Origin of the sequence: uncultured Brachyspira sp. (assembly GCF_944388875.1) — a bacterium.
Taxonomy (GTDB): Bacteria; Spirochaetota; Brachyspiria; order Brachyspirales; family Brachyspiraceae; genus Brachyspira.
In genome coordinates, this window is sequence record NZ_CALXKQ010000002.1 from 216,584 (window position 1) to 229,616 (window position 13,033).

Annotated in this window: 11 protein-coding genes; 7 read left to right on the forward strand and 4 right to left on the reverse strand. The window is 28.3% G+C overall.

Features of this window, described 5'->3' with window-relative positions:
* Positions 1-8: 8 nt before the first annotated feature.
* Together Q0J69_RS03265 and Q0J69_RS03270 are read right to left on the reverse strand one after the other, a co-directional pair.
* Positions 9-2,489: an HDIG domain-containing metalloprotein gene (locus Q0J69_RS03265; RefSeq protein WP_297204297.1), complete on the reverse strand. Its 2,481-nt coding sequence runs from the start codon at positions 2,487-2,489 to the stop codon at positions 9-11.
* Between the two features lie 12 nt (positions 2,490-2,501).
* Positions 2,502-3,248 (reverse strand): PhoH family protein, encoded by a 747-nt coding sequence (locus Q0J69_RS03270; RefSeq protein ID WP_297204298.1) that lies wholly within the window; start codon positions 3,246-3,248, stop codon positions 2,502-2,504.
* A 397-nt stretch (positions 3,249-3,645) separates the two neighbouring features.
* Between Q0J69_RS03270 and Q0J69_RS03275 the strand changes: the two genes are divergently transcribed.
* The 4 genes from Q0J69_RS03275 (at position 3,646) to Q0J69_RS03290 (ending at position 9,776) form a co-directional block, all read left to right on the forward strand.
* Positions 3,646-5,253, forward strand: coding sequence for a peptide ABC transporter substrate-binding protein (locus Q0J69_RS03275; RefSeq protein ID WP_297204299.1), 1,608 nt, complete (start codon positions 3,646-3,648; stop codon positions 5,251-5,253).
* Between the two features lie 233 nt (positions 5,254-5,486).
* Positions 5,487-6,677: a bifunctional phosphopantothenoylcysteine decarboxylase/phosphopantothenate--cysteine ligase CoaBC gene (coaBC, locus tag Q0J69_RS03280; protein ID WP_297204300.1), complete on the forward strand. Its 1,191-nt coding sequence runs from the start codon at positions 5,487-5,489 to the stop codon at positions 6,675-6,677.
* A 40-nt stretch (positions 6,678-6,717) separates the two neighbouring features.
* Entirely contained in the window at positions 6,718-7,425 is a 708-nt protein-coding gene (locus Q0J69_RS03285; RefSeq protein WP_297204301.1) for an ABC transporter ATP-binding protein, read from the forward strand.
* Positions 7,426-7,454: 29 nt separating this feature from the next.
* The gene (locus Q0J69_RS03290) at positions 7,455-9,776 is read left to right on the forward strand and encodes an ABC transporter permease (protein WP_297204302.1); all 2,322 of its coding nucleotides are present in this window, start codon (positions 7,455-7,457) and stop codon (positions 9,774-9,776) included.
* Between the two features lie 159 nt (positions 9,777-9,935).
* On the opposite strand, the gene Q0J69_RS03295 is transcribed toward Q0J69_RS03290, so the two are convergent.
* Complete coding sequence (locus tag Q0J69_RS03295; RefSeq protein ID WP_297204303.1) at positions 9,936-11,495, reverse strand: ATP-binding protein; 1,560 nt, start codon at positions 11,493-11,495, stop codon at positions 9,936-9,938.
* 11 nt (positions 11,496-11,506) lie between these two features.
* Entirely contained in the window at positions 11,507-11,986 is a 480-nt protein-coding gene (locus Q0J69_RS03300) for an ATP-binding protein (RefSeq protein WP_297204304.1), read from the reverse strand.
* Positions 11,987-12,199: 213 nt separating this feature from the next.
* Here Q0J69_RS03300 and rpmH point away from each other — a divergent pair, with 213 nt between their 5' ends.
* Genes rpmH through yidD form a run of 3 tightly spaced genes read left to right on the forward strand, consistent with a single transcriptional unit; the run spans position 12,200 to position 12,957 of the window.
* On the forward strand, positions 12,200-12,343 hold the full coding sequence (rpmH, locus tag Q0J69_RS03305) for a 50S ribosomal protein L34 (protein WP_008723263.1): 144 nt from the start codon (positions 12,200-12,202) through the stop codon (positions 12,341-12,343).
* A 29-nt stretch (positions 12,344-12,372) separates the two neighbouring features.
* Positions 12,373-12,744, forward strand: coding sequence for a ribonuclease P protein component (gene rnpA / locus Q0J69_RS03310; protein WP_297204305.1), 372 nt, complete (start codon positions 12,373-12,375; stop codon positions 12,742-12,744).
* A 3-nt stretch (positions 12,745-12,747) separates the two neighbouring features.
* Positions 12,748-12,957: a membrane protein insertion efficiency factor YidD gene (gene yidD / locus Q0J69_RS03315; protein ID WP_297204306.1), complete on the forward strand. Its 210-nt coding sequence runs from the start codon at positions 12,748-12,750 to the stop codon at positions 12,955-12,957.
* The last annotated feature ends 76 nt before the right edge of the window (positions 12,958-13,033 follow it).

Sequence of the window (13,033 nt, forward strand, 5' to 3'; positions counted from 1 at the left end):
AAATATAATTATTTTTTTACAGTATCCTTAGTATTATTATATTTTAATTCTTCTTTTTCATTTTTATGTTTTATTGGTATTTTTTTAGCAATTTTCTCTTTTATTTTTTCTTCTTCTTTTTTACTTTCTTTTGCTGTTTGTTTTTTCTCCTCTTTTTTATCTTCCTTATTGTCTTTATTATCCTTTGTATCTTTCTTTTCTTCTTTGCTTTCTTTTACTTCCTTAATCTCTTTGTTTTCTTTATTATCCTTAATCTCTTTGGCTTCTTTTTCCTCTCGTTCATTTTTTTCATCAGGAAGTTCAGGATATTTTATTCTTTCATGCAAAGAAACTATTATTTTTTGGAATGATATTCTTTTTATAATTTCTATATCTTTTAATGTTAATCCGCTGTCATTTAATTCGCCATGGGACATTTTATCATCTACAATATGCTCTATTAACATCTCTAAATCTTCTCTTTTTGGAGAATCTAAACTTCTGCTTGCAGCTTCTATGGAGTCTAATATCATTAAAATAGCTGTAATTTTAGACTGAGGACGAGGACCAGGGTATGTGAACAAATTAATATCAACTTCAGGATTTTCTTTGAGTGCTTCTACATAAAAATATTTTATTAAACTTGTACCATGATGTTCTTTAATAGCAGCAATAACCTCTTTAGGCAGTCTGTATTTTTTTGCTATTTCGACACCTAATCTTATATGTGCTTTTACTATTGAAGCAGATAATGTAGGTTTTAATTTTTTATGCCTGTTATCGTTTATATTAGAGTTTTCAATATAATAGAGAGGGTTTTCCATCTTTCCTATATCATGGTAATATGCAGATACGCATGCAAGTCTTGCATCTTCTCCTATTTCTTCTGCTATTGTTTCAACTAAATTAGCCATAGTTATAGAATGGTGATAAGTTCCCGGAGCATTCATCTGCAGCTGTCTAAGAAGAGGATTATTTAAGTCAGCAAGTTCCTGAAGCCTGAATATAGTTGCTGTTTCGAGCATATATTCACATATAGGTAAAAATATCATAACTAATATTGCCTGAATAAATCCGCTTGCAAATGCTAATACAAAAGTTAAATAATTTATATTCATGTTATTATCTAAAAGCATTCCTATCAATGACATTATGCTTAAATATATTCCTATATAAAATCCTATCCATAAAACTGCATTTCTGCTGTTTATTTTTTTAGATAATATTGATACGCATATAGATATTATAAATAATGAAGATGTTTCAAACAAATTAGCTTGGGCAACGTTTGCAGCTAATATGGTTATACATAATGTAATTATTGAAGATATGCCTTTTCTTGCACCAAGAAGCGAATTAATCATAGCAAACATTGGTATAAAAGTGTATATATAAAATGGTATATAATGAGGCAGCATGTATGATATATGATTATGGAAAATGTATGTAATAGATAATATTAATACATATTCTATAGAAAACAATATATAATTCTTTAAATGTATATAAAAAGGAATTTTATATTTAAAAATAATATATCCAAGCGATATAAATATGAGAAGTATAAATAATGCCTGACCTAATAATATATATACATTATAGCTTTCAAAATTGTTTCCGAATAATGATCTTATTAATTCATATTTATCCTCTGTAACTCTTTCTCCAACTTTTAGTATTTGGAATCCTTTTTTAATTGTGTTATATACAGGCTGTATGGAAGAAGATACATCATCCATTTTTTCTTTTGTTTTTGCAGAGTTGTATATTAAGTTATCTCGTAAAAAAGCATTAACTATAGAAGATATAGTATTTATATGATTAATGTTTAAGTTTCTATATTTTGCTCCTACTATAGAAGGCAGCTCCATTCTTAAATCTTCTAAAAAGAATACTCTATTTTTTGGAAGCACTCTCTCTTCTACGATATAATTATCAAATCTGTATAAAAATATTCCATTATCTAATATCAAACTTAATGTATCTGAGTTTAAATTTTCTCTTGATATTATACCTATATCGAATAATTCTTTTACTATTTCTATAACTTTATTTTCATAACCTATATTAAGATCATTAATCACTGCATTTGAAAATACAGATTTATTTATAGGCTCATTATATTTTGTTAAAAACTCATTGTACATATCTTCTATTGGAACGTTATTGTCATAAGATATTCTAATAAAAGAAAACATATTGCTTATTTTAGATATAGTTTCATATTCTATATTTTTAGGCATATCAAATATAGGTGCTACAGCGGATTTAGCATAATATATTATTTTATCTGTTTCTGCTTTATTTTCATATCTCACATTACGCTTTATTATTAAAGGTTCTGTAACTATATTTCCAACAGGAGGTATATCTGCTTTTTGCATATAATTAGGAAAAACTAAAAATAATGTAAAAGCATACATTATTAGAGCTATTACAGCCTGAAAAATTCTTTCTATATTCGGAGTTTTATTTATAACTGATTTCATTATTTTTTTATTCGTGTTCATAATAAAATACCCTTAATTATTATTTTCATAAGCCTCTAATATTTTAGAAACTAAATAATGTCTTATAACATCTTTCTTTTCAAAATGATGAAAACCAATACCTTTTATATTAGTTAATATTTTTAAAGCATGCTTAAGTCCTGATTCTATATCCTTAGGCAAATCGCTTTGAGAAATATCTCCTGTAATAATAGCCTTTGACTTTTCTCCTATTCTGCTTAAAAACATTTTCATCTGTGATATAGTTGTGTTTTGTGCTTCATCAAGAATTATGAAAGCCTTGCTTAAAGTTCTTCCTCTCATATATGCAAGAGGAGCAACTTCAATTTTACCTTCTTCTGTATATCTTGATATTATATCATTTGATAGAAGACTATATAAGGAATCATAAATAGGACGCATATACGGAGAAATTTTTTCTTTAAAATCCCCCGGCAAATAGCCTAAACTCTCCCCAGCTTCTACAACAGGTCTTGTTATGATTATTCTCTCTATTTTGCCTTCCGCTAATAAATTTATAGCATAAGCAACTGAGAGAAAAGTTTTTCCAGTACCAGCAGCCCCAGTAGAGAATACTATATCATTTATTTGCATTTTATATAGATATTCCCCTTGCGATATTGTTTTCATTTCTATATTTCTGCCTAGATAAGGCAGTTTTATACGCATTGATATTAATTGGCTTTCTTTATCTTTATGTATATTATCTGCTATGCTTGCTACTTTTTGCTCTGTTATTTCAGCAGAAGAATTATACAAATCTTTTAATGTATATAAAGCTTTTAAAGTATCCTCTATTTTATTTGAATCACCTTCTATGGTTAATTCATTTCCTTTGGGGTATATTGAAACATTAAATTTATCCTCTAATATTTCAAGATTTTTATCATTTATACCGCATATTGAAATAAAAGATTCATTATCTTTAAATTTAACTTTATTATCTAATATTTTTTTATTAATTGTATTTTTCCTTTATATCTCATTAAATTATAAATTATATCTATAATAGTATACAAAATTATATGTATTGTCAATATATATAAAAAAAAATCTAATACTTTTAATTAATTAAATTTACTAATAAAAAAATATTATTGACAGTAATTATCGGTATTATATAATAATCAAAACTATAATAATCGGAGTACATAAAATGAGTAAGCGTATATTTATATTGTTTTTTGCAGCAATGTCATTTATTATGATATCCTGCGGAGGAAGTGGCAGCAAAGATAATAAAAATGTTATCACTATAAATGCAGGACCGCAGCCGAAAACAATAGACCCTAGTCTTAATACAGCATTGGATGCATGTTATTATGTAATGCATGCTTTTGAAGGACTTACTACAAAATCTAAAGAAGGCAAAATAGTAGGCGGTGCAGCTGAGAGCTGGGAAGAGTTTGATAATGGAACTAGATATATATTTCATTTAAGAACAAATGCCAAATGGTCTGACGGAAAGCCTGTAACAGCAGGAGATTTTGTTTACAGCTGGCAAAGAGTAGTAGACCCTGCAGTTGGAAGCCAATATAGTTTCCAGCATGAGCCAGTAAAGAATGCAAAAGCAATAACTGCTGGGGAAATGCCTGTTGATTCTCTAGGCGTTAAAGCTATAGATGATTATACATTAGAGGTAACTTTAGAAGCACCTACAGCTTATTTCTTAGACTTAGTTGCTTTTCCTACATTCTACCCAGTTAGAAAGGACATAGTTGATCAGTACGGAGATAGCTGGAGTTTGAAGGCTGAAACATATATAGGAAATGGTCCTTTTGTTGCTGCTGAAATTAATCAGGATGAAAGTATTATAATGGTAAAAAATACTAATTATTGGAATGCAGGAGAAGTTGTACCTGAGCAGTTAAAATTTATACTTATGCAAAATGAAACAGCTTCTGTTGCAGGAATAAAAGAAGGCTCTATAGATTTTTCTAAAGTATTACCTACACAGGATATACCAGCTTTAAAAGAAGAGGGATTATTACAGATTAAACCAATGCTTGCTTCATATTTTTATTGTTTAAATATTACTAATGAAGTGTTAAGCGATGTAAGAGTACGTAAGGCTTTAGCTTTAGCAATAGACAGAAACTATATAGTAGAACAGGTTACTAAAGGCGTCGAAACACCTGCCAATGCTTTTGTTCCTTATGGTGTAAATGATGCTGAGGGCAGTTTTAGAGAAAACGGCGGTGGATATTTTGATATAAATCCTGATAATTATCAAAAAAATGTAGAAGAGGCTAAAAAATTAATGGCAGAAGCAGGATACCCTGACGGAAAAGGTTTTCCAGTATTTGAGTTTAAAGCAGATCCTGGATTTCATATCGCTATATTTGAAGCAGTACAGCAGATGTGGAAAGAACATTTAGGAATAGATACTAAAATAGTACAGGAAGAATGGGCTGTATTTTTACAAACAAGATATGATAAAAATTTAACAATGTGCCGCGGAGGATGGTTTGGAGATTTTAATGATCCTGTAAACTTCTTGGCATTATATACAAGCTATTCGCCTAACAATTACAGTTCTTACAGTAATGCCCAGTATGATGCTTATATTCAAACAGCTTTAACTACAGGAGATCAAAAAGTAAGAATGGATGCTATGCATAAAGCGGAAGAATTGCTTGTAAATAGTTTTGCTATAATACCTATGTATTTTTATACAGAACCATTATTAGTTTCTCCTAAATTAAAAGATGTTTATTATGATGCCTTATCTATGCATAAATTCACTTATGCTTATAAAGAGTAATTAATATATAAAAATTATTATTATACTATAAAGAGCATTGATTAATAATCTTTGCTCTTTTTTTTATTTAAAATTAAATGATTTTATATTATATATATAATTATTATGTAAAAATAATAATAAAAAAATTATAAAAATATATAGACTATTTTTTTTATTTATAGTACTATATAATTTATATAGTTGTTTAACTACAAAGTTTAATTAAGGATAATATTTTAAAGTATATTGTTATGAGAATTTTGCTTGCAATAACTAGTTCTATATCTGCATATAAAACTCCCATGTTAGTTAGTATGTTAAAAAAACAAGGTCATAATGTAATTTGTGCCGTTACAAAAAATGCTGAAAATATGGTTGGAGTAAAGGCTTTAGAAACTATGAGCGGCAATCATGTTATAACAGATATATGGAAAGATGATGATCCTCTTATTCATATAAATATTAACAAAGAAACAGATATTCTCCTTATAGCACCTGCAGATGCTAATATTATAGGTAAAATAGCCAATGGTATATGTGATGACAGCATAAGCACAATAGCTTTAGCATATACAAACAAAAAATATTTTGCACCTGCCATGAATCCTTATATGTGGCTTAATAAAGCAATGCAGAAGAATGTTAAATATATGATAGAGGATTTAGGATATGAATTAATAGAGCCAGAAAAAGGTTCTATGGCTTGTAAGGATGACGGAGTAGGAAGACTTGCCAATATAGAAACTATAATAGGGCAGATAACAAGCATTTCGAATGAATATGATAATATAAGATTTACAATAACTTCAGGAGCTACTAAAGAGTGGATAGATCCTATAAGATATATAACAAATAATTCCAGCGGTAAAATGGGTGCTTCTTTATATGAGGAAATATATGCTCATGGGGGAATATCTGCATATATAGAGGGAGAAGTTAATAGTCCTTTATCTGTATCATCTAAAGATAAAAAAATAAAAGTAGATACTACAAAAGATTTGCAGGATAATGTATTAAATGAACTTCCTAATACAGATATACTTCTTATGGCTGCAGCTCCATTAGATTTCAGACCATCTTTAGTTTATGACAAAAAAGTAAAAAAACAAAATATTAATAGTGTAGAATTAATTGCAAATGATGATATACTAGCTTCTACTAAAGATAAAAAAAATAAGAATACATTGATAGTATCTTTTGCTGCTGAAACTGCGGAAACTGATGATGAGCTTAAAAATTATGCTATTGATAAGATGAATAGGAAGGGTGCTGATATGATAGTGGCTAATAATATAAAAGATGCTATAGGAAAAGACACTAATAAAATAACTATTTTTTTTAGTGATGGGAGATATAAAAAATTTCCTGTTTTGAGTAAAAAGGAATGTGCTAAAGAAATAGTAAGTATTGCTGTTGAAGAATGGAAGAAAAAACAGTTGTAATATATAGACAAAAAGAAATTATAATGACGGGATTTAATTGATGAGTTATCTTTATGAAATAAAAGAGATTAGTAAGGTTTACGGACATGGGGGCGGTGCTACTCAGGCATTAAAATCAGTTAACCTTACAATAGAAGAGGGAAAACTTACAGCTATACTTGGACCTAGCGGTTCTGGTAAGAGTACATTGCTCAATATATTAGGGGCTTTAGATAAACCGAGCAGCGGACAGGTATTATTTTTGGGAGAGGATATTTCTCATTATAATAATAAAATGCTTGCTAAATTTAGAAGAGAAAATATTGGTTTCGTTTTTCAAAGCTATAATTTGCTTCCTAATTTAACAGCTATAGAAAATGTAGAGTTTTCAACTGAGATAACAGGTCTTTCACGAGATAATGCTGCTGAGGCTTTAAAATTATTAGGACTTGAAAATAGGGTAAAACATTATCCTACAGAATTGTCAGGAGGAGAGCAGCAGCGTGTGAGTATTGCACGTGCTATAGCTAAGAAGCCGAAAGTTGTTTTATGTGATGAGCCTACTGGGGCATTGGATAATAAAACTGGCGTTATGGCATTAAAAATACTTAGAGATTTGAATATAAATTTAGGAACTAGTATTGTATTAATAACTCATAGTAAGGAAATAGCTAAAATGGCTGATACTGTTGTAAAGATACTAAGCGGTGAAGTTATTGATAAATATGATGTAGAAAATCCTCTAAATCCAGAGAATATAGAGTGGTAATAAATAATAATGGATAAGATGATAAAATAATGGTAAATATAAAAACTAAACTTTTATTCAGAAAAATTAATAAGCAATTAGCTATATTTATGTCGGCCGTTTTTATAGTAACACTTGCTGTTCTTTTCTTTGTTGCTGTAAAAACTGTATATAGAGATTTTAAATTGTCTGCAGAGAATTATTTTGAAGATAATATGCTGGATGATTTAGTTTTATTTGGAATGTTTAATACCAATGATATAGATACATTAGAAGAAATAAATGGTATTGATAAAGTAGAGGCTAAGCATAGATTTCAGGGTAAAATAAATAATATAGATGCTATTATTTATGGAACAGATAACAGCAATAATAGAATTAATAAGCCTTTTATATATGAAGGAAGCACTAATTTAAAAACAAATGAAATAGCTATAAATAAAAATTTTGCTATTGCAAACTCTTTAAATATTGGCGATACTGTGGAATTGGTATTTAATGATAAGACTAATTCTTTTGTAATAGCTGCTTTAGTATCTTATCCTAATTATGTATTTCTTTTTAAAGATGGGGCGAGTACTGCTTCTGAAGCTAAGGATTTTGCTGTTATAGAAGTTAACGAAGATCATTTTAATTATATACCTTATAATTCAATTTATATAAAGTATGAAGAGGGTGCTGATAAAAGAAATGTAGAAAACTTAATTAGAACTAAGTTAAAACAGAAAATATTTTTCTTCACTGACAGAGAGCAGTCTGTTAATTATGTGAATTATGAGCAGACTTTACTTCAGATAGATTCTTTTTCTTATATATGTCCTTCAATACTTTTATTTATGGCTATACTTTTACTTTATATAATACAGAGAAGAAATGTTGCTGTTGAAAGAAAGCAGATAGGTATAATGAAGGCTATAGGGCTTACAGATTTTTCTATAATGTTTATGTATATAAAATATTCTTTTTTGGTATCTTTTTTCGGTATACTTTTAGCTTTTATAGCAAGTAAATTCCTTTTGCCTCCTATATTTAAGGCACTTGGAAATATATTTGATATGCCTAATTTTAAATATAATGTTTATATAGATTTATGGATTATATCTACTGTGATAATATTGCTTGTATGTATATTCTCTAATCTTTTGGCAGCTTTATCAATATTGAAACTTAATCCTGCACAGTCTATGAGAGGAGAACCTCCTAAAGGCGGCGGAAAAACATTTATAGAGAAATTAAAAATATGGAATAAATTTTCTTTTAATACTAGATATGCAATAAAAAATGCATCTAGGAGTAAGACTAGATATTTAGCTTCTCTTTGGGGGATGTTTGCTGCTATTAGTATGACTGTATTTGCTCAGGGGTTTAATAATTCTTTTGATTATTTCTTGTATACTTTATATGAAAAATTTGCTTTGTATGATGCCACTGCTACTATTAATCCTATGAAATGGGAAAGCAATTCTGATATAGTAACAAATAGATGCATACAGTATTTTGATAAAGCAGCCATTTATCAATCAAGAATTTACCCAGCATTTAGAGATGATGCTGAAAGTTTATATATACCTACACTTATATGTAAAGACAGTTTTTCTTCACTTGATATACCTAGTAATGATGATATTGAAGATTCTGTTATGATACCTAAATATTTGGCGGATAAACTTAAAGTTAAAGAAAATGATTATATAGGCATAGAGTTGTATACTCTTGGAAACAGTATATCAAGAAGAGTTAAAGTAAGCAAATTTGTTGATCAGCAGGGTATGTTCTATGTTTATATGGATAAGGATTTTGCTGAAAAAACATTTGATATTCAGGATGTTTACAATACTTTATTTCTTACAACAACAAATAATACTCCAATTTCAGATGTTAAAAATATATTAGATGACAGCAAAGAGGTTTCTTATTACAGTTTTAGAAATGATGAGTATGAGGCATATAAAAATCAAATAGCAACAATATATCTTCTAGTTCAAATACTTATATTTATAGCATTTTTACTTGGTGCTACATCTCTTTACGGTGTCGGAGTAATTACTCTTGCTACAAGAAGGTATGAGTTTACGCTGCTTAAAGTTATGGGATATACCACAAAAGAAATAATGATAGCTTCATTAAAAGAAACTATAACTCAGGTTATAGCTGCAATACCGCTTGGAATAGCTGCAGGATACGGCATATTGTATTTAGTAAAAGGACCATTCTCAAGCAAATTATTCTCATTTGTTCCGCATGTATACGGCTCCAGCTATGGACTTGCTATAATTTTACTTGTTACTGTAATATTATTGGTGTCTATTATGAGTGCCCATTATATAAATAAATTGGATATGGTTGAAGGGTTAAAAGACAGAGAAGAATAATTTATATGCAGTTTTTTATGATGTTATTATATAATAATTTTTATAGCGGCAGCTGACAGCATATAAAAACATTATATCTATAATTTTACAGTTGATCTTGTCTAGTACTTTTGAAACAAGTATAATATTTGATATATAAAAACACAAATTTAAACAGAGTTAATTTTTTGTTGGTATTCCAAAGGGCATTCTTAATTTTACTATTGTACCTGCACCTTCAGAGCTGTCTATGCTGATAGTACCCTGCATAGTATCAAGCAAATCTTTTACAACTGATAAGCCTATACCTATGCCGCCATACTCTCTTTCAAATCTCGAATCTCCTTGATAAAATGGTATAAATATCTTTTTTAATTGGCTTTGTTTTATTCCCTTTCCAGTATCTTTCACCATTATTTCTATTTCATTTGGTATTATATTCTGCATTGTATGATAGTTAAATAAATCTGGGGAGAAATCCAGTGCTTTTTTTTCTATTGTATCAAGAGTTCTTATGTTAATGGATATTGTTCCAGATTTTGTGAATTTGAATGCATTTGATATAATTCCTTCCATGATGAGCCTAAATCTTTCATGGTATCCTATAAGAACTGAACAATTTTTTTCTATATTAATTTCAACATTTATATTTTTGGGATAAATAAATTTGTATCCTTCAACTATTATATTTATTTCTTCTTCCGTATTAAATTCTGATATATATTTTGAATTTTCATCATCTTTAAGTGCTATTTGTATTAAGTTATTATTTGTATCATACAGTTTTTTTACGCTTCTTGAAACTATATTAAAAGCCTCTTCTCTTCTTTCTTCTGTTATATTATTCCTTTTTAATAAATTTATATACCCCATAATTTCAGTAAAAGGATGCCTAAGTTCATGCGAAACAGTAGCCTTAAACTCTCTTATAAGTTTATTATAATGTTCAGCACTCTTTTTAAGCGAGTTAATTTCGTTTAAAAGAGTATGAAGTCTTTTCTGAAGTATTAGATTATGATTTTTTTGATGCTCATATAGTATAGAGAAATAAAGTCTGTTAAGTCCTATTTCTGTACCAGCATTTTTTATAACCCCATCTTTGCACCATTCTATAGCCTTATTAAAAGGAACAAAAAAAGATTCTATTGTTTCTTCCATAACAGAGCCGTCAGTTTTTATATCTTTTTTCGGAGTTATTCCTGTTATATCGCATGTTGCAATGTTTATTCTCTCTGTGATAATTCCAGAAGAGCTGTAATACCTATGTCCTAATACATTTATATTTTTTAACGGCACAGAATATCCAGTTTCTTCTTCAAGTTCTCTCTGAGCACATTTCTTAACGCCCTGATTTGGATTTTTATCATTCATTTCATCTTCTTCAAGCATTCCAGCAGGAAACTCTAAGAATCTCATTATATGTTCATCTATATCTTCAGGCTTTTTTTCTGTCATAACTTTTTCTCTATAGTAAACAACAGGTCTGAATGTGCTAATCATAAGAACATGTATTTGGTTATCTATATATGTATACGGCACTATTATAACAGCATCCCGTCCTTTTCTGTTGATTATATCGCAATTATATTCTCTTGAAAAAGATCCGTCATCATATTCATTTATAGCTACAAATCTTTCCAAATTAACAAAACCCGTATCCAATTTAATAGGTGGAGATTTATGAAAAAATTTTGTATCTTTTACACTTTTTGATTTTTTTTTATTATCATTATTATCCATATCAGAAACTCTTATTGATTTTTTAAATATTTTATCAGCGTTACAGAATTGCCTTTTTTATTATATTTAACTTCATCAAAATATGATTTAATCATCATCATTCCTCTTCCGTTTTCTCTGGCAAATCCTTCATTGCTTATTTTTTTCATTTCCTGTTTAGGTTTAAAACCCAAACCTTGATCTTTAACATTTATAGTTATTAGATTTTCTTCTACATTGAGTGCAATTTCTACATGCGTTTTTTTTGCTTTATCAGTTTTTAGAAGCTCATTTAATTTTTTATGATATATATTTTTTTTTAACCACTCTTTTTTCATTTCATATAATATATTTAAATTACCATGCTCTATTGCATTCATTATAACTTCATACAATGCAGCAGCAAATAAATCTATTTCATCACTTTTAATATATTTCTTTACTTCATAGCATATATTTTCTATAACAGGAGTTATATCTTCTAATTTGTTTTCAAGAATATATTCTTTCACAATTATACCTAAAAATTTTTCTAATATTATAGCACTATAATGATATAATATCAAATTTATAGTTTATGCCTATTTTCTATGATATTATAGATTTTATTATGTACTTGACAAAAGAATTATTATAAAGTAAAATGAACATAATATATTTGCATTTAAAATTTTTTGATAAAGATAAATAATTAAAAAATAAATACAAATCTTTAAGGAGACAAAATGAAACGAACTTATCAGCCAAGTAAGTTGCGTCGTGCAAGAAAATTCGGCTTTTTTAAACGTATGGCAACAAAACATGGACGTGATGTCTTGAAACGCAGAAGAAGAAAAGGCAGATACCGCTTAACAGCTGCCGATGAGTAAGAATATTAAGCAATGACAAAACAGTACTTATGGGAAACTGTGATAGGGAATACTCATTAAAATTATATAGTAAAGAACGATTGAAACTTAGAAATGATATATCAGTATTCTTTAATAAAAAAAATAGTATTAAGAGATTAAGTAATTTCTATTATACTATTTTTATATTAAAGAATAATCGTTCATATTCTAGATTTGCTGCAGCTATTAAAAGGAATAAAGCTAATGCTGTATGCAGAAACAGAGCTAAAAGAATCGTTAGAGAAGTATATAGACTGGAAAAGAGTAAAATTCCAATGGGGTATGATTACTTTATTATTATTAATAAATTTGATGATAGTCATTCCTATTCATTTAATAATTGTAAAAAGAATTTGCTTAAACTATTTCAGAAGGTTTAAATTATGAAAAGTGTTCTTTTATTCTTAATTTTTGTCTATCAAAAGGCTATTTCCCCTTATTTGAAGCCTTCATGCAGATTTATACCATCATGTTCTGAATATGCTAAACAAGCGGTGATAAAACATGGGGCTGTGAAAGGCAGTTTTCTTGCAATTGCCAGAGTACTTAGATGTAATCCTCTAGCAAAAAAAATTTATGACCCAGTGCCATAATTTTTTATATGCTAGCCATATTCATTTTTTAATTGCTTATTTGTAGTTATATTGTATTTTTTATAATTGATTAAGG

Coding starts and splice junctions, on each gene's coding strand:
- Q0J69_RS03290 (WP_297204302.1), top strand. CDS start 7,455: ATGGTAAATATAAAAACTAAACTTTTATTCAGAAAAATTAATAAGCAA.
- rnpA (WP_297204305.1), top strand. CDS start 12,373: ATGGGAAACTGTGATAGGGAATACTCATTAAAATTATATAGTAAAGAA.
- yidD (WP_297204306.1), top strand. CDS start 12,748: ATGAAAAGTGTTCTTTTATTCTTAATTTTTGTCTATCAAAAGGCTATT.
- coaBC (WP_297204300.1), top strand. CDS start 5,487: ATGAGAATTTTGCTTGCAATAACTAGTTCTATATCTGCATATAAAACT.
- rpmH (WP_008723263.1), top strand. CDS start 12,200: ATGAAACGAACTTATCAGCCAAGTAAGTTGCGTCGTGCAAGAAAATTC.
- Q0J69_RS03275 (WP_297204299.1), top strand. CDS start 3,646: ATGAGTAAGCGTATATTTATATTGTTTTTTGCAGCAATGTCATTTATT.
- Q0J69_RS03265 (WP_297204297.1), bottom strand. CDS start 2,489: ATGAACACGAATAAAAAAATAATGAAATCAGTTATAAATAAAACTCCG.
- Q0J69_RS03285 (WP_297204301.1), top strand. CDS start 6,718: ATGAGTTATCTTTATGAAATAAAAGAGATTAGTAAGGTTTACGGACAT.
- Q0J69_RS03295 (WP_297204303.1), bottom strand. CDS start 11,495: ATGGATAATAATGATAATAAAAAAAAATCAAAAAGTGTAAAAGATACA.